Here is a 15,379-nt window from a genome sequence, read left to right on the forward strand (position 1 = left end):
CGGCGCCCGCAACCCAAGGAGCGCGCATGTCCCATTTCACCAAGCACACCACGGCGACCCTCATTCCCTGCCTGCGCTACCGCGATGTCAGCGCGGCGCTCGACTGGCTGGACCGCGCCTTTGGCTTCGACCAGCAGCATGTGGTCGAGGACGAGCAGGTCGGGATCATTCATGCGCAGGTGTCGTTCGGCAACGGCATGCTGATGATCGGGCCGGTGGCTGACAGCGAATATGGCCGTCTGCTGCGACAGCCCGACGAGGTCGGCGCCAGCACCCAGAGCATCTACGTCATCGTCAACAGTGCCGATGCGCTCTACGCGCAAGCCAAGGCGGCCGGCGCCGAGATCGTCATGGAACTCAAGGACCAGGACTACGGTGGCCGCGGCTTCAGCTGTCGGGATTTGGAAGGCCACCTGTGGAGTTTCGGCACCTACGACCCCTGGCAGGAAGACGTCGAGGAGGGGGCCTGATGCGTACGCTGGAATTGGCCGACGGCACCTGCGTACCGGTGATCGGGCAGGGCACTTGGCACATGGGCGAACGCGGAAGCGAGCGTGACCGCGAAGTCGCCGCCCTGCGCCTGGGCATCGAGCTGGGCATGACCCTGATCGATACCGCCGAGATGTACGGGGAGGGCGGCGCCGAACGTGTGGTCGGCGAGGCGATTGCTGGCCGCCGCGAGCGGGTGTTCCTGGTCAGCAAGGTGTACCCGCACAACGCCAGTCGAGAGGGCGTGGTCGAGGCCTGCGAACGCAGCCTGCAGCGGCTGGGCTGCGATTACCTCGACCTCTATCTGCTGCACTGGCGCGGCCGTTACCCACTGGCCGAGACGGTGGAGGGCTTCGAGCGGCTGAAGGCGGCCGGCAAGATACGGCGTTGGGGCGTTTCCAATCTCGACCTGGAAGACATGTTCGACCTGCCTAACGTCGACGCCTGCACAACGGACCAGGTGCTCTACAACCCGGCCGAGCGGGGTATCGAGTTCGACCTTCTGCCCTGGTGCCAGCAGCGGGGGATCCCCGTGATGGCCTATTGTCCGGTCGGCCAGGGCGGTGCGCTGCTGCGCCATCCAGCGTTGCTCGAAGTGGCGCGGCGCCAAGGTGTCGGACCGGCGGCGGTGGCCCTGGCCTGGGCGCTGCGCCAGCCCGGTGTGATCGTCATTCCCAAGGCGGTGAAACCCGAGCATCTGCGCGCCAATGCCGCCGCGGCCGTGCTGCAGCTGAGCGACGAGGAGCTGGCGATCATCGACGACGCCTTCGCACCGCCAACCCGCAAGCAGTCGCTGAACATGGTCTAACCGGCCCGGCGGTCATCTGCATTGCTCCGGACAGTCGGACGGAATGTTTGCCTCGCCGGAGCTGTCAGCTGAACAGACTGTAATGGAACCGGAGGAACGATGAGCCTGCGAAATCTTCATGGCGCGGTGGTGGTGATCACTGGCGCTTCCAGCGGAATCGGACGCGCGGCAGCCCAGTGCTTCGCCCGCCACGGTGCGCGGCTGGTACTGGCCGCGCGCGACGAGCAAGCCCTGAACGATGCCGTAGGCGAATGCGAGCGCCTCGGCGCCGAGGCGATTGCCGTGCCCACCGACGTCACCTCCAGCGATTCGATGGAGGCGCTCGGCACCGCCGCGGCGGCGTTCGGCCAGGGCCGCATCGATGTCTGGGTCAACAATGCCGGTGTCGGGGCGGTCGGCGCGTTCGACGAGACGCCGCTCGATGCCCACGAGCAGGTGGTGCAGACCGACCTGCTTGGCTACCTGCGCGGCGCCCACGTGGTGCTGCCCTATTTCAAGCAGCAAAATTCCGGGGTGCTGATCAATACCTTGTCGGTTGGCAGTTGGGTGGCGCAGCCCTTCGCGGTGGCCTATTCGGCGGCCAAGTACGGCTTGCGAGGCTTTTCCGAAGCCTTACGCGGGGAGCTGGCGAAATGGCCCGATATCCATGTTTGCGACGTGTATCCGGCCGTGGTCGATACCCCCGGTTTCCGCGACGGCGGCAACTATGCCGGGCGCTCGCTGCAGCCACCGCCACCGCTGTACGACCCACGCCGCGTTGCGACTGCCATGGTCGATCTGGCGATGCGCCCACGTCGCACCACCACGGTCGGCGCGACAGCCACTCTGTTGCGCATGGCGCATTTCCTCACGCCTGGCTTCGACCGCATCAACGGTCTGCTGACCGGCATGGCGCTGGGCCGCGCCGACCGTCTGCCGACCTCTTCGGGCAATCTGTTCCATCCGCCGTCGGGGCAGCGTCGGATCCACGGCGGCTGGCGTGGGGGCGAGCAGGGCGATCGCAAGATGCTGCTGGCTGGCGGCATTGCGGTAGGCCTGTTCGGGCTGTTCCTCTGCTGCCGACGCAAGGACTGAACGTCCCCGCGCAGGCTCGCGCAACCGCGGGCCTGTCCGCTAGCGGCTGGCTTTTGGCGCGGCGCTGACGCCTTCGAGGGTGGCGAACGAGGTGTCCTTGGCGGTGAGGAGGAAGTCGCGCATGAACGGGGAGTCGAGCATGTCGGCGCGAATGCCCGCGTGCAGCGTGGCGAACAGGCCCTTCTCGCCGAGCCGCTTGGCGGTCACGTAGCCACGCGCGCTGTATTCGTGCAGCGCCCAGTTGGGCAGGCAGCAGACCCCGCGCCCCGACGCCACCAGCTGCATCATCATCACCGTCAGCTCCGAGGTGCGCACCTGGGCGGGCTCAACGTCAGCCGGTTCGAGGAAACGGGTGAAGATATCCAGTCGGTCACGCTCGACCGGGTAGGTGATAAGGATCTCGCCGGCCAGATCCTCGGGTTTGATGTGCGGTCGGGTGGCCAGCGGATGCTGGTTGGCTACCGCCAACAGCGCTTCGTAGGTGAACAACGGGACGTAGGTGATGCCGGGCAGCTCGACCGGATCGGAAGTCACCACCAGATCCAGATCGCCGCGGGCCAGCGCCGGCAGCGGCGCAAACGAAAAGCCCGAGGCCAGGTCCAGCTCGACCTCCGGCCAGGCATCGCGGAACTGATCGATGGTCGGCATCAGCCATTGGAAGCAGCTGTGGCACTCGATGGCCATGTGCAGGCGTCCCGCCGTTCCGCCGGCCAGCCTGGCCAGGTCCCGCTCGGCGGCGCGCAGTTGCGGCAACACCGAATCGGCCAGCTGCAGCAACCGCAGGCCGGCGCTGGTGAAGCGCACCGGGCGGGTCTTGCGCACGAACAGTTGCACGCCGAGCCGCTCTTCCAGCTCCTTGAACTGATGCGATAACGCCGATTGCGTGAGATGTAGCCGTTCGGCCGCTTCGACAAGGCTGTCGGTTTCACGCAGCGCATGAAGTGTCTTGAGGTGGCGTATTTCCAGCATGGAAGTCTCCGGGTCGTCCGTGAGTCGCTAGATGAAACGTTTCAATAGCGTTGTTCGCTATCCATGAACATAGTTCATCACGAAAGTGTGTCCCAGCCTCCCATGACTGTCGAGTCTCAAAACAGCACCTGAATGAAGAGAAAGAGCAAGACGCCATAGAGACCGAGGGCCGCAAGGATCATCGCGCCATCGCGCGCCATCATCCCCAGGCCGAGCAGGGTCAGTATCACGCCGGCCAGCGAATTGGCGAAGGGAATCAGCTCCAGCGGCGGCATGGTGATCGCGACCAGCACGCAGAGAACGGCGGTGAGGCGTACCGCGATGCCCGTGGTGAGTATCTCCAGGCGCGGCCGCAGAATCCGGTCCACGTGCTTGGCCAGGCGATGCAGGAAGCCCATCGCCTTGTCGTACTTGCGCCGCGAGGCGCTGCGTTGCAGCAGCCAGCGGGGTATCCAGAAGTGGTGGCGTCCGATCAACAGCTGCGTCGCGACCAGCACGATCATCACCGCGAAGAAGGTGGGCAGCCCGGGAATGCCTGAGAGCGGCGAGAGCACCAGTAGTCCCGGCACCAGCAGCAATACGCCAAAGCTGCGCTGCCCCGTAGCCTCGAGCATGCTGCCGATCGAGACCCGATCTTCGCCGTCGGCGGCGCCGTCCAGCTTCTGCAATACGGATTCGAGGTTTTCAGGCTGCGGATCGGTCATCGTGAGCGCTCTTCCTTCGGGGCTCAGGGTTAGAAACCCGCCGGGGCCAACAATTCAAACATGAGCGATGCGATGCAGTCTGGCGAGCAATGATGAGACGAGTTAATCGATGCACCTGGCTGCACGCTCTTCACTCTGAGCGGCGCGCGCGGTCGAGCGCGGTCAGGCCAGGCGCGACAGTTCGAAAGGAGGCAGGGTGTCCAGGGGGCGTTCGTCGAGATAGCGTGCCAGGGCGAGCTGCTCCTGGGGTTGCATGAAAAGGCCGAGCTTGCTGCGTCGCCAGAGGATGTCTTCGGCGCTCTGGGCCCATTCCTCTGCGACCAGATAGTCGACCTCGCGGGCATGGAGGTCCGCGCCGAAGCACTGGCCCAGGTCGCCAAGCGAGGCGGCGTCCTGCAGCACCACCCAGCTGCGGCTGCCATAGCTGCGCGCCCAGCGCCGCGCCAGCGGCTCGGGAAGCCAGGGGTGCGCGGCGCGCAGCTCGGCGACCAGCCCGTCGATGGAGGACACCGCTTCGCCACCGGGGAGCGGTGCGCGGGCAGTCCAGGGCGATCGCATGTGGGGGAACCAGGGTCGCAGTTGCGCCAGCGCGGCCTCGGCGAGCTTGCGGTAGGTGGTCAGCTTACCGCCGAACACCGACAGCAACGGTGCCTCGCCCGGGTGCGCGGCCAGCGACAGGGTGTAGTCGCGGGTGATCACCGACGGCTCGTCCGACTCGTCGTCGCACAGCGGTCGCACGCCCGAGTAACTGTGAATGATGTCGCTGCGCTGCAGTTGACGCTTGAAATGGGCGTTGCAGATGTCCAGCAGATAGTCCATCTCGTCCGCGCCGATGCGCACCCGCGCCGGATCGCCCAGGTATTCGCGGTCGGTGGTGCCGATCAGCGTGAAGCGTTCCAGGTAGGGGATGGCGAAGACGATCCTGCGGTCTTCGTTTTGCAGAATGTAGGCGTTATCGCCCTCGTATAGGCGCGGCACGATCAGGTGGCTCCCCTGGATCAGGCGAACCCCGTATGGCGAGGTCTGCTTGAGGTCTTCGCGGATGAACTGGGCGACCCAGGGCCCCGCCGCATTGACCAGTCCGCGCGCCCGTACCGAGTAGAGGCTGCCGTCGGCTCGCTCGAGGTGCAGGTGCCAGAGGCCCTTGCTGCGCCGGGCACTGACGCAGCGGGTGCGGGTATGCAGGTGCGCTCCTTTTTCTCGGGCGGCAATGGCGTTGATCACTACCAACCGGGCGTCATCGACCCAGCAATCGGAATATTCGAAACCGTGGTGAATCTCGGCCTTCAACGGGCTGTCGGCGCCGAAGCGTAGGCCGCGCGAAGCCGGCAGCTTCTCGCGCTTGCCGAGGTGATCGTAGAGAAACAGGCCGGCGCGAATCATCCAGGCCGCCCGCAGGTGCGGGCGGTGCGGCAGGACGAAACGCATGGGGAATACGATATGGGGTGCCTTGGCGAGCAAAACCTCCCGCTCGGCCAGCGCCTCGCGTACCAGCCGGAACTCGTAGAGCTCCAGGTAGCGCAAGCCCCCATGGATCAGCTTGCTGCTGGCCGAGGAGGTGTGCTGAGCCAGATCCTCCGCCTCGCAGAGAAACACCGACAGACCACGACCGGCCGCGTCTGCGGCGATGCCCACGCCATTGATGCCACCGCCCACGACGGCCAGGTCGTAGACTTCCGCCAGTGGCGCATGAGGGGTCCGGGTCATGGAAACACCTGTCGTCGATGATGAAACGCTGTTTTCGCTTTCGAACCAGACTAGGCCGGTCGCACGGGTACGAGCGGCAGCATCCTCGTGGGTCATTCGGATTGGGCCCGGCTCCGCCAGTAAAGTTCGCCGCGCCAAGAGCGCCCTTGGTCAACCGCGGCCGACACTGTGGGGTAGAGTTCCAGTGACTATTCTCGCGATCAGCACAAGCGAAAAAGCGGCGATCCGCAGTCGTACGGGCAGGATCGCCGCCAGGAGCGGGGCTGGATGACGCGGTGTCGCTGGGCTACTGTAGAGGCCTTACCCGCCTTTCATTATCGAACATGACGCCTGCCATCGATCTGCTGAAGAAGGCCCGTGCCGAACACCGGGTCCACAGCTATACCCATGACCCCAAATCCCCGTCCTATGGCCTCGAAGCCGCCGAAAAGCTCGGGTTGGACCCAGCCCGGGTGTTCAAGACCCTGCTGGTGGCGAGCGAGAAGAACGAACTGCTGGTCGCGGTGGTGCCCGTGGTGGGCAATCTTGACCTCAAGGCCCTGGCGCAGGCGGCTGGTGTGAAGAAAGTCGACATGGCCGACCCGCAGGCAGCGCAGCGCGCGACTGGCTATCTGGTCGGAGGGATAAGCCCGCTGGGGCAGAAGAAGCGTTTGCGCACCTTTATCGATGACTCGGCCAGGGCGCACGCATCGATCTACGTGAGTGCTGGTCGGCGCGGTCTTGAGGTGGAGTTGCAGGCCGAGGTGCTGGCCGAACGGACCGGAGCGACGTTCGCCGCGATCGGGCGTTACTGAGGGCGCTGCCCTCGTGTCAGAGGGGCGGCAGCGTTTCTTGCGGCTCGCCGGCGTAGATGCCCGGCACGTGCATTTCGCCGTTGACCAGCTGGCCGCCTTCCATTTGCGGCTGCGTCACCCAGGTGAGGATGTCGTAATAGCGGCGGATGTTGGCCACGAAATGCACCGGTTCGCCGCCGCGCGCGTACCCGTAGCGGGTCTTGCTGTACCACTGCTTCTGGGCGAGACGCGGCAGCATCTGTTTCACGTCCAGCCATTTGTTGGGGTCCAGGCCTTCGGCCTCGGCGAGCTTGCGCGCGTCCTCGAGGTGACCGCCGCCAACGTTGTAGGCCGCCAGCGCGAACCAGGTCCGGTCAGGCTCCTGGATGCTGTCGGGTAGGCCGTTGTGGATCTTCACGAAATACTTGCCGCCGCCCTCGATGCTCTGCACCGGGTCGAGCCGGTTGGAGACGCCCATGGCGTTGGCGGTGCGCAGGGTGAGCATCATCAGTCCGCGAACGCCGGTCTTGGAGGTGGCTTCGGGCTGCCAGTGGGATTCCTGGTAGCCGATCGCGGCCAGCAGGCGCCAGTCGACGCCATGCTTGCGGCCGGTCTCGCGGAAGGTCTTCTCGTAGCGCGGCAAGCGCTGTTGTAGGTGCTGGGCGAAGGCGTAGGCACCGACATAGCCGAGCACGTCGACGTGGCCGTAATAGCGTTCGCGCAGGGTCTGCAGGGTGCCGTTCTTTCGTGCTTTATCGAGAAATTCGTTCGCTGCGGCTAGCAGGCTGTCGTCTTCGCCTTGGCCCAACATCCACACCAGGTTGGTGGATTCGCCCAGATCGAAGGCGGAGCGCACGTTGCTGAAGTAGACCTGGTTCATCGCCAGCTCGTTGGATTCGACCAACGTCAGGTCGATCTGACCTTCGTCCACCATGCGCAGCAGGTCCACCACTTCGAAGGCGTCGGACTCTTCGAACTGCAGGCCCGGCAGCTCGGCTTGCATGGCTCGCAGCCGCTCGGCATGAACGCTGCCTTTGAGTACGAGAATGCGCCGGCCGACCAGTTCTTCGGGGCGTCGGGGTCGTTGCTGGTCCTTGCGGTAGATCACCTGGGTGGTGACTTCAAGATAGGGGTGGGTGAAGCGCACCTGGTCCCTGCGCACATCGCTCGCGACCAGGCCGGCGGCGGCCAGAGCGGGGCCGTTCGGGCGGTTGAGGCGGTAGAAGATGTCGTCGAGGTTATCGGCCGTTTCGATCTGCAGATCGACGCCCAGGTGGGCCGCGAAGCGCTTGGCTAGTTCATATTCGAAACCAGCGTCGCCGTTGCGATCCTGGAAGTAGGTCGAGGGGCTGTTCCTGGTGATCACGCGCAGGACGCCTTCCTCCTGAATGCGCTCGAGCTCGCTGGGCTCTACGGCGCAGCTGCCAAGCATCAGGAAGATTCCGGTCGCCAACAGCCAGGCGGTGCAGCGCTTGCGGAACGCGGTTTGGGCAAACATCGGCGCAGTATACGCAAAGGTGATCGGGCTCCATATCTGGACACGCAGGCCGCGCTCTGCTAGCCGTCACCTCAGTTTCGGTGTCCTGCTCGTCCCCTCGATCGGGGGGCGGCGGGCACCTGCTTCAGATGTGTATCCGGTGCATCCCTTTGACTTGGAGGGCTGCAGCCCGAACGGTAGGTTAAAGGGCGCTGCATATAGCCGATTTTTGGAGCGTTGCAAGTGGAAATTTATAAAAGACTCGATAGAGAGAAACAATTCCTGTCGAGCAATAAAAATGTGACGCCTGCACGCGTTTTTCCCTGGATGTCGCGAGGCTTTTCACACCTCGCGAAGACGCCGGCTTAATCCTGGGGAAGCGTACGCGTAGTTCCGGTATCCGTAGGCCTTGGTTAATCCTAGCTGCTTCATGCAAGCTTGCAGGCCTTTTCTCCATTGCCGTTTCGGCTGACATTAGCTCTTCGCCATGACCGACAGCCCCATCAAACCCTGGTTCGTCTATCTGGTGCGTGCCGCCAATGGCGCGCTCTACTGCGGCATCAGCGACGATGCGCAGCGCCGCTTCGCCGAACACCAGCGCGGGCGCGGTGCGCGCTTCTTCCATTCCAGTCCGGCCGTCGCACTGGTGTACGTGGAGCCCTGCACGAGCAAGGGCGATGCGCTACGGCGTGAGCGCTCGATCAAACAGCTGCGCAAGTCAGCGAAGGAAGCGCTGGTGTCCGCCGCGGACCCCGCCTTGCTGAATGATCCGGTAATCGCCTGAAGCGATAGGCCAGGGCCTGCGGGGCGGGTAAGCTGCCCGTCCAAGAAGAAATCTGCGGAGCCCGTCATGCACGATCTGATCCTGCACCACTATCCGACATCCCCGTTCGCCGAAAAGGCCCGGCTCATGCTCGGCTTCAAGCAACTGTCCTGGCGTTCGGTCAGCATTCCGCCGGTGATGCCCAAGCCGGACCTGACGGCCCTGACCGGCGGCTATCGGCGGACTCCGGTCTTGCAGGTCGGCGCCGATATCTACTGCGACACGGCGATGATCGCGCGGCGCCTGGAAGCGGAAAAGGCGACCCCGGCCCTGTTTCCGGAAGGGCAAGAGTTCGTCGTCGCACAGCTGGCCCAGTGGGCCGACTCGACCCTCTTTCTCACGGCGGTCAGCCTGGTATTCCAGCCCGACTCGATGGCGGCCCGCTTCGCCAAGGCCCCGGCCGAATTCGTACAGGTCTTCAGCAAGGACCGCGCGGCGCTGTTCAGTGGTGGCAACGTCAGTCGGGTGCCGCTCGAGCAGGCCAAGCACCAGTGGCCGACCCTGATGGGCCGGCTGGAGCAGCAACTGTCACGCAGCTCCGGCGAATACCTGCTCGGTGCGCCGTCGCTCGCCGATATCGCCGTGGCGCATTGCCTGTGGTTCCTCAAGGGCAACACGGTGACCTCGCCGCTGGTCGACGACTACCCGCACATCGCCGCCTGGCTTGGACGAGTGCTGAGTGTCGGGCATGGCTCGTTCACCGAGCTCTCGTCGGGCGAGGCGGTCGAGGTGGCGCGCAATGCGGCGCCTGGCGACCTGCCAGCCAGCGAATTCCGCGACCCTAACGGATTCGCCCCAGGGCAGGCGGTGTCCATTGCCGCGGTGGACTACGGAGTCGATCCGGTCGAGGGTGAACTGGTCTATACCGACGCCGAAACCCTGGTGCTGCGCCGCGAAGACGAGCGGGCGGGGACGCTGCACGTGCACTTCCCGCGTAACGGCTACCGGATCGAAGCCCGCTGAGCCGAGGGACGGGCTGCAAGTGGGCGGCCCGTCTAGCCTCAGAGCATGAAGGCGATGATCAACAGCACCACGCCGAGGACCAGCCGGTAAATCACGAACGGCAGCATACCGAGCCTGTCCAGCGCGGCGAGGAACAGCTTAATGCAGAGAAATGCCGACACGAACGACAGGCCGGCGCCCCAGGCGACATCTGCCCATTGTGCATCGGTGCCCGATTGCGCCAGTTCCACCGCCTTGAGCCCGCCCGCAGCGAGAATCAGCGGGATCGACAGCAGGAAGGAGAAACGCGCCGCCGCTTGACGGGTGAAGCCCAGCAGCAGCGCCGCCGTCATGGTGATGCCCGAGCGGGAAGTGCCCGGAATCAGCGCCAGGGCCTGGGCGATGCCGATCAACAGGGCACGTTTCCAGGTCAGTTGATCGAGTTCGACGACCCGCTTGCCGTGTACGTCCGCCCACCAGAGCACCAGGCCGAACACGATGGTGCTTGCCGCGATCACCAGCATCGAGCGGGTGTAGGTCTCGATGTAGCTTTCCATCAGGACGCCAATCAGGCCGGCCGGGATGGTGCCGATGATGATTGCCCAGCCGAGCCGGCTCTCGGGGCTCGCCTGTTGCCTGAAGACGTGCCGGCACCAGCCGCGTGACGTGGTAGCCACCTCATGGCGGAAGGCGATGAGCACGGCCAACAGCGTGCCGACGTGTACCGCGACGTCGAAGGCCTGGCCCTGATCGGGCCAGCCGAGGACCTGGGAAGGCAGAATCAGATGAGCCGAAGACGAAACCGGGATGAACTCGGTGATGCCCTGGAGCAGGGACAGAACCACAAGGTGAAGCCAATCCATTGAATATCCTTACCGTTTCGGGGCGAGCAACCGCTCTGGCCAGGCCATGTGACTGGAAAACGGTTCCATTTATCCCTTCGCAGTGACAGCTTTTTCGTTCTGTTCAGCCAAGCGACAGCGAACCGAAGCTTCGGCCAGGGGGAAAATGGTCCTTCGGAAACGGCACCGAGCGGGCGAAGCGCGAGGACACGTTCGCCTCGAACGCTAGTCCTTGCGACGTTTGAGCTGGTCGACGAGCTGGGTCGGCAGCTGGCGGATGATCAGCATGTCGCGCGCTTCGTCGTATTCGATCTTCGAGCCCAGCAGGTGGGCCTCGAAACTGATCGACAGGCCTTCGGCGCGTCCGGTGAAGCGGCGAAACTGGTTGAGCGTGCGCTTGTCCGGCGGAATCTCGGGAGACAGCCCGTAATCCTTGTTGCGGATGTGCTCGTAGAACGCCTTTGGCCGTTCCTCGTCGATGACCCCGGACAATTCTTCCAGGGTCATGGGTTCGCCGAGCTTGGCCTGGGTGCTGGCGTAATCCACCAGTGCGGTGGTCTTCTGTCGCGCCTGTTCTTCGGGCAGGTCCTCGCTTTCGACGTAGTCGCTGAAGGCCTTGAGCAGGGTGCGCGTTTCGCCTGGCGCGTCGACGCCTTCCTGGCAACCGATGAAGTCGCGGAAATACTCCGAGACCTTCTTGCCGTTCTTGCCCTTGATGAACGAGATGTACTGCTTGGATTGGCGATTGTTCTGCCATTCGGAGAGGTTGATCCGTGCCGCCAGGTGGAGCTGGCTCAGGTCAAGGTGCTTGGCCGGCGCCACCTCCAGGGATTCGGTGACCGTCACGCCTTCGCTGTGGTGCAGCAGGGCGATCGCCAGGTAGTCCGTCATGCCCTGCTGGTAGTGAGCGAACAGCACATGACCGCCGGTGGAGAGGTTCGATTCCTCCATCAGCTTCTGCAGGTGCTCGACCGCCTGGCGGCTGAACGCGGTGAAATCCTGGGCGCTTTCGAGGTATTGGCCGAGCCAGCCACTGAACGGATAGGCCCCCGACTCGCTGTGAAAATAACCCCAGGCCTTGCCCTGCTTGGCGTTATAGCTTTCGTTGAGGTCCGCCAGCAGGTTTTCCATCGCCTGGGAGTCGCCCAGCTCGCTGTCGCGTGCGTGCAGCACGGCGGGCGTGCCGTCGGGTTTTTTCTCGATAAGGTGGACGATGCAGTGGCGAATCGGCATGGGATCTACTCGTATAGCAAGGCCGCTCGGGGCGGATCATCAAACCGCGAAGTGTACCTCAGCGACCCGGGCACCGGGTGCTGGCACTGGCTTCGGGCAGTCGGGAAAAACAATCGGATGGACGGTGGTGCGGCGGGTCGCCCAAGGCCTTCAATCCTGCTGGAGGCTCGGTATCATGCGGCCTTCGGGCCTGCCAGGCAGACGTTTTGCGATGTTGAAAGGCCATGCTCTGCGGCTTTGCGGAAAGCCGGCTTGATAACCGTATTGGCATGGCTGGCACGATTCGTGGAATCAAATCGCGCCGCTTCGCTCAAAGCTTGAGTATCGGGTGTGCCTGTGGGCGGATTGCAGCATTCAGTGATGAGATTCTTGTCATTGCCGCAGCCTCAGGCGTTGTCGCGGAACTGTCACCAATAACGAGTAAAACGCTGCCGCATGCAGTTTTTTGGAGTAGTTGAACCATGTCCACCCTCACCGAACTTGCTCAGCAAATCGCTAAACTCTACCCGCTCAAGGACAAGGCGGCCGGTAAGCGATACCGCGTGGTGGGCGAGTTGGCCGGTATGACCGAGCTCGAAGAGATCAATGGTGAGCCGCGCTATATCCAGACGCTGTCCCTGAAGGACAAGCAACTCTGGGACGTAGCGGTCTGACATCCACCCAGAGGTCTAGCCTCTGCGCTGACGCCAGGCGCTGCGGCTGTCCTGATCGAGATAGGTCCAGGCGACGAAGCGACTCTGCTTCTGTCCCTGGGCCATCGGCTGGACCTCTACGCGCTCGGTTCCCAGCCGCTTCAAGCGCGCTAACAAGGGCGGCAGGTTGCCGCCTTTCGACACCAGCGTACTGAACCAGCACACCTGATCGGCGAACGTGCGGCTCTCTTGCGCCAGCCGCGCGATGAATGCCGCCTCGCCACCTTCACACCAGAGTTCTGCCGCCTGCCCGCCGAAATTCAGCACCGGCAGTTTGCGCTTGGGGTCGAGTTTGCCCAGGTTGCGCCACTTGCGCTGGCTGCCCTGGGTCGCCTCTTGCGCCGAAGCGTGAAAGGGGGGATTGCAGAGACTGATGTCGAAGCGATCGGCGTCTTGCACGATGCCCTCGAAGATCTTTCGCGGATCCGCTTGCCGACGTAGGCCGATCGATTTTTCCAGCCCGTTGGCCTTGATCACGGTTTCGGCGGCGGCGAGGGCGACCGAATCGATGTCCGACCCGGTGAAGCGCCAGCCATATTCATGCAGGCCGATCAGCGGATAGATGCAATTGGCCCCCGTACCCACATCCAGCACCCGGACCGCGGTGCCGCGAGGAATCGCGCCATCGTTGTCTTCAGCCAGCAGATCGGCCACGCCGTGCAGGTAGTCGGCGCGCCCAGGCACGGGCGGGCAGAGGTAACCGGGCGGAATGTCCCAGTGCTCGATGCCGTAAAACTGCTTAAGCAACGCGCGATTGAACACCCGCACCGCAGCGGGATCGGCGAAGTCGATGCTTTCCTTGCCGTACGGATTGATCACGACGAACTCGGCCAGCGCTGGGCAACCCGCAATCAGTGCGGCGAAATCGTAGCGCCCGCTGTGACGGTTGCGCGGGTGCAGCGCCGGACGCGTCGGGGCGGAGGCGTTGAATGAAGGATGGGGCTTTTTGTTGGAAGACATGGGCGGGGCGGGGCAGGTGATCCGGCGCCCATTGTCCCATATCTTCGCCGCGCTGCGTCGAGGCAGTCGGGTCAACGATACCCGAGCACGCCCCGGATGCGCGGCAGGTTGCGCTCGACCCAGGTGCGATCGATGGCGCCCCAGTCGCGTATGCGATAGTGACCGGCATTGTGGCGCTCACCGTCGTCCTGCTCGAAGACGCACTCGATATCCAGTTCGCCCAGCGCCGCCAGGGTGTCCTGGGCGGTACGTCGCGGCATGCCGGTGTTCTCCATCAGCGCCGGCACGCTGGTGGCGGTGCCGCTGTCGATCAGCCAGGCGACGTAAAGACGGCGGTAGAAGCTGGTTCGGGTCTTGCTCGCGCTCATCGTCTCCTCACTCATGACAGGGCCAGCATGCCGAGGTAGGTCGCCGCTCCGGCCGAATAGCCAAGGAAGGCCAGCAGGCTGACGCGCTTGATGTACCAGATGAAACTGATCTTCTCCATGCCCATCGCGGCAACCCCTGCGGCCGAGCCGATGATCAGCGTGCTGCCACCGGTGCCGGCGCAGTAGGCGAGCATTTCCCAGAAGGTGCCGTCGACGATGAATTGAGACAGCCAGCCGGTCTGCTCCGCTGCGGCGCCTTCGAGCATTGTCGGGCTCACCAACGGGTACATCTTCATCGCGCCAGCCACCAGCGGCACGTTGTCGACGACCGCCGAGAGCAGCCCGATCGCGTAGTTGATCGCATAAATGTTGCCGAACGCCCATTCCAGGCCGCTCGCCACCTGGGTCAGGTGGCCCGCGGTGGCCAGCGCCGAGACGGCCAGCAGGATGCCGAGGAAGAACAGCACGCTCGGCGTGTCGACCTTGCGCAGCACGCCGACGACCGACAACGGATGCTTGTCCTCATCATTCTTGCCGCGGTGGATGATTTCGGTCGCCAGCCACAGCACGCCGAGGCCGAACAGGATGCCCATGTATGGCGGCAGGTGGGTCACCGTCTTGAATACCGGCACGAACATCAGTGCGCCGATGCCCAGCGCCAGCACGAGGTTGCGCTCGAAGGCAGTGGTCGGGCTACGCTCTTCGGCCAGGTGGGCCCGCGGTCGGGGGCGAGGTGCATCGCCATTGAGACGAAAGCTCAGTACCGTCAGGGGTACCAGCAGGCAAACCAGGCTTGGCAGGAACAGCGCGGTGATCACGCCGGTCGCGCTGATCTGGCTGCCGATCCAGAGCATGGTGGTGGTGACGTCGCCGATTGGCGACCAGGCACCGCCGGCATTCGCGGCGATCACCACGACGCCGACGTACAGCCAGCGTTCGGGCCGGCCACGTACCAGCTTGCGCAGCAGCGACACCATCACGATGGTGGTGGTCAGGTTGTCCAGTGCCGCGGAAAGGAAGAACGTCAGGAAGCCGATGATCCACAGCAGATGAACGCGCTTGCGTGTCTGGATGCGGTCAGTGATGGCCTTGAATCCCTCGTGGGAATCGACCAGCTCGACGATGGTCATCGCGCCGAGCAGGAAGAACAGGATCTCGGAAATCTCGCCGAGGTGATGACGCAGTGCCTCGATCACCAGGTCCGAGCCGCTATGCGCGGCGTGGCCGTCCTGGGGAATAAGCGGCAGGATGTGGTCCGCGCCGAGGACCAGAATCGTCCAGGTCAGTACGGCGGTGAGGATCGCCGACGCCGCTTTGTCGATCTTGAGAGGATGCTCCAGTGCGATGCACAGGTAGCCGATGACGAACACCACAGCCATTAACAGGTACATCAAAGCGCTCCATTCTTTTTTGTGACCCGTCGGCCTGCTCCGCAGAGCCGTGGTGCCTACATCGATGCCGCAGATTGCACGGTAAGGGTGCAGCGCACGCCCGGGCGCGGAAGGCCCGGGCGATGGT

16 protein-coding genes are annotated in these 15,379 nt (G+C 64.2%); 7 read left to right on the forward strand and 9 right to left on the reverse strand.

What is annotated here, in order from left to right; all coding sequences use genetic code 11:
* The first annotated feature begins 26 nt into the window (after positions 1-26).
* The 3 genes from G7026_RS04080 to G7026_RS04090 all read left to right on the forward strand — a co-directional run bounded on the left by G7026_RS04080 (position 27) and on the right by G7026_RS04090 (position 2,371).
* Positions 27-470: a VOC family protein gene (locus G7026_RS04080; RefSeq protein ID WP_181069495.1), complete on the forward strand. Its 444-nt coding sequence runs from the start codon at positions 27-29 to the stop codon at positions 468-470.
* Positions 470-1,297 (forward strand): aldo/keto reductase, encoded by an 828-nt coding sequence (locus G7026_RS04085; RefSeq protein WP_181069496.1) that lies wholly within the window; start codon positions 470-472, stop codon positions 1,295-1,297. The genes G7026_RS04080 and G7026_RS04085 overlap by 1 nt, the downstream gene beginning before the upstream one ends.
* Before the next feature lie 99 nt (positions 1,298-1,396).
* Positions 1,397-2,371, forward strand: a complete 975-nt coding sequence (locus G7026_RS04090) for an SDR family oxidoreductase (RefSeq protein ID WP_181069497.1) — start codon at positions 1,397-1,399, stop codon at positions 2,369-2,371.
* Positions 2,372-2,410: 39 nt separating this feature from the next.
* Here G7026_RS04090 and metR read toward each other — a convergent pair whose 3' ends face one another.
* The 3 genes from metR to glpD all read right to left on the reverse strand — a co-directional run bounded on the left by metR (position 2,411) and on the right by glpD (position 5,751).
* Positions 2,411-3,340 (reverse strand): transcriptional regulator MetR, encoded by a 930-nt coding sequence (gene metR, locus G7026_RS04095; protein ID WP_181069498.1) that lies wholly within the window; start codon positions 3,338-3,340, stop codon positions 2,411-2,413.
* A gap of 116 nt (positions 3,341-3,456) precedes the next feature.
* Positions 3,457-4,044, reverse strand: a complete 588-nt coding sequence (locus G7026_RS04100; RefSeq protein WP_181069499.1) for an exopolysaccharide biosynthesis protein — start codon at positions 4,042-4,044, stop codon at positions 3,457-3,459.
* A gap of 162 nt (positions 4,045-4,206) precedes the next feature.
* On the reverse strand, positions 4,207-5,751 hold the full coding sequence (glpD, locus tag G7026_RS04105) for a glycerol-3-phosphate dehydrogenase (protein WP_258190167.1): 1,545 nt from the start codon (positions 5,749-5,751) through the stop codon (positions 4,207-4,209).
* Between the two features lie 323 nt (positions 5,752-6,074).
* On the opposite strand from glpD, the gene ybaK reads away from it, so the two are divergent.
* Positions 6,075-6,545: a Cys-tRNA(Pro) deacylase gene (ybaK, locus tag G7026_RS04110; RefSeq protein ID WP_181069501.1), complete on the forward strand. Its 471-nt coding sequence runs from the start codon at positions 6,075-6,077 to the stop codon at positions 6,543-6,545.
* A gap of 16 nt (positions 6,546-6,561) precedes the next feature.
* Here the strand turns inward: ybaK and mltF are convergent, their stop codons facing one another.
* On the reverse strand, positions 6,562-8,022 hold the full coding sequence (gene mltF, locus G7026_RS04115; RefSeq protein ID WP_181069502.1) for a membrane-bound lytic murein transglycosylase MltF: 1,461 nt from the start codon (positions 8,020-8,022) through the stop codon (positions 6,562-6,564).
* A gap of 466 nt (positions 8,023-8,488) precedes the next feature.
* On the opposite strand from mltF, the gene G7026_RS04120 reads away from it, so the two are divergent.
* On the forward strand, positions 8,489-8,785 hold the full coding sequence (locus tag G7026_RS04120) for a GIY-YIG nuclease family protein (RefSeq protein ID WP_181069503.1): 297 nt from the start codon (positions 8,489-8,491) through the stop codon (positions 8,783-8,785).
* A gap of 66 nt (positions 8,786-8,851) precedes the next feature.
* Positions 8,852-9,787, forward strand: coding sequence for a glutathione S-transferase family protein (locus G7026_RS04125; RefSeq protein ID WP_181069504.1), 936 nt, complete (start codon positions 8,852-8,854; stop codon positions 9,785-9,787).
* Between the two features lie 38 nt (positions 9,788-9,825).
* On the opposite strand, the gene G7026_RS04130 is transcribed toward G7026_RS04125, so the two are convergent.
* Entirely contained in the window at positions 9,826-10,629 is an 804-nt protein-coding gene (locus G7026_RS04130) for an undecaprenyl-diphosphate phosphatase (RefSeq protein ID WP_181069505.1), read from the reverse strand.
* A 204-nt stretch (positions 10,630-10,833) separates the two neighbouring features.
* Complete coding sequence (yejK, locus tag G7026_RS04135) at positions 10,834-11,841, reverse strand: nucleoid-associated protein YejK (protein WP_181069506.1); 1,008 nt, start codon at positions 11,839-11,841, stop codon at positions 10,834-10,836.
* Between the two features lie 461 nt (positions 11,842-12,302).
* Here yejK and G7026_RS04140 point away from each other — a divergent pair, with 461 nt between their 5' ends.
* Positions 12,303-12,494: a hypothetical protein gene (locus tag G7026_RS04140; protein ID WP_181069507.1), complete on the forward strand. Its 192-nt coding sequence runs from the start codon at positions 12,303-12,305 to the stop codon at positions 12,492-12,494.
* Between the two features lie 15 nt (positions 12,495-12,509).
* Here G7026_RS04140 and rlmF read toward each other — a convergent pair whose 3' ends face one another.
* From rlmF to nhaD, 3 genes are all read right to left on the reverse strand, one after another.
* Positions 12,510-13,493 (reverse strand): 23S rRNA (adenine(1618)-N(6))-methyltransferase RlmF, encoded by a 984-nt coding sequence (rlmF, locus tag G7026_RS04145; RefSeq protein WP_181069508.1) that lies wholly within the window; start codon positions 13,491-13,493, stop codon positions 12,510-12,512.
* 71 nt (positions 13,494-13,564) lie between these two features.
* Positions 13,565-13,861 carry a winged helix-turn-helix domain-containing protein gene (locus G7026_RS04150; protein ID WP_181069509.1) on the reverse strand — a complete coding sequence of 99 codons (297 nt, stop codon included), beginning with the start codon at positions 13,859-13,861 and terminating at the stop codon, positions 13,565-13,567.
* 11 nt (positions 13,862-13,872) lie between these two features.
* The gene (nhaD, locus tag G7026_RS04155; protein WP_181069510.1) at positions 13,873-15,252 is read right to left on the reverse strand and encodes a sodium:proton antiporter NhaD; all 1,380 of its coding nucleotides are present in this window, start codon (positions 15,250-15,252) and stop codon (positions 13,873-13,875) included.
* Between the last annotated feature and the right edge of the window lie 127 nt (positions 15,253-15,379).

The sequence above is a fragment of the Stutzerimonas azotifigens genome (assembly GCF_013522725.1).
GTDB lineage: Bacteria > Pseudomonadota > Gammaproteobacteria > Pseudomonadales > Pseudomonadaceae > Stutzerimonas > Stutzerimonas azotifigens_A.

Coding starts and splice junctions, on each gene's coding strand:
- G7026_RS04080 (WP_181069495.1), top strand. CDS start 27: ATGTCCCATTTCACCAAGCACACCACGGCGACCCTCATTCCCTGCCTG.
- G7026_RS04085 (WP_181069496.1), top strand. CDS start 470: ATGCGTACGCTGGAATTGGCCGACGGCACCTGCGTACCGGTGATCGGG.
- G7026_RS04090 (WP_181069497.1), top strand. CDS start 1,397: ATGAGCCTGCGAAATCTTCATGGCGCGGTGGTGGTGATCACTGGCGCT.
- metR (WP_181069498.1), bottom strand. CDS start 3,340: ATGCTGGAAATACGCCACCTCAAGACACTTCATGCGCTGCGTGAAACC.
- G7026_RS04100 (WP_181069499.1), bottom strand. CDS start 4,044: ATGACCGATCCGCAGCCTGAAAACCTCGAATCCGTATTGCAGAAGCTG.
- glpD (WP_258190167.1), bottom strand. CDS start 5,751: ATGACCCGGACCCCTCATGCGCCACTGGCGGAAGTCTACGACCTGGCC.
- ybaK (WP_181069501.1), top strand. CDS start 6,075: ATGACGCCTGCCATCGATCTGCTGAAGAAGGCCCGTGCCGAACACCGG.
- mltF (WP_181069502.1), bottom strand. CDS start 8,022: ATGTTTGCCCAAACCGCGTTCCGCAAGCGCTGCACCGCCTGGCTGTTG.
- G7026_RS04120 (WP_181069503.1), top strand. CDS start 8,489: ATGACCGACAGCCCCATCAAACCCTGGTTCGTCTATCTGGTGCGTGCC.
- G7026_RS04125 (WP_181069504.1), top strand. CDS start 8,852: ATGCACGATCTGATCCTGCACCACTATCCGACATCCCCGTTCGCCGAA.
- G7026_RS04130 (WP_181069505.1), bottom strand. CDS start 10,629: ATGGATTGGCTTCACCTTGTGGTTCTGTCCCTGCTCCAGGGCATCACC.
- yejK (WP_181069506.1), bottom strand. CDS start 11,841: ATGCCGATTCGCCACTGCATCGTCCACCTTATCGAGAAAAAACCCGAC.
- G7026_RS04140 (WP_181069507.1), top strand. CDS start 12,303: ATGTCCACCCTCACCGAACTTGCTCAGCAAATCGCTAAACTCTACCCG.
- rlmF (WP_181069508.1), bottom strand. CDS start 13,493: ATGTCTTCCAACAAAAAGCCCCATCCTTCATTCAACGCCTCCGCCCCG.
- G7026_RS04150 (WP_181069509.1), bottom strand. CDS start 13,861: ATGAGCGCGAGCAAGACCCGAACCAGCTTCTACCGCCGTCTTTACGTC.
- nhaD (WP_181069510.1), bottom strand. CDS start 15,252: ATGTACCTGTTAATGGCTGTGGTGTTCGTCATCGGCTACCTGTGCATC.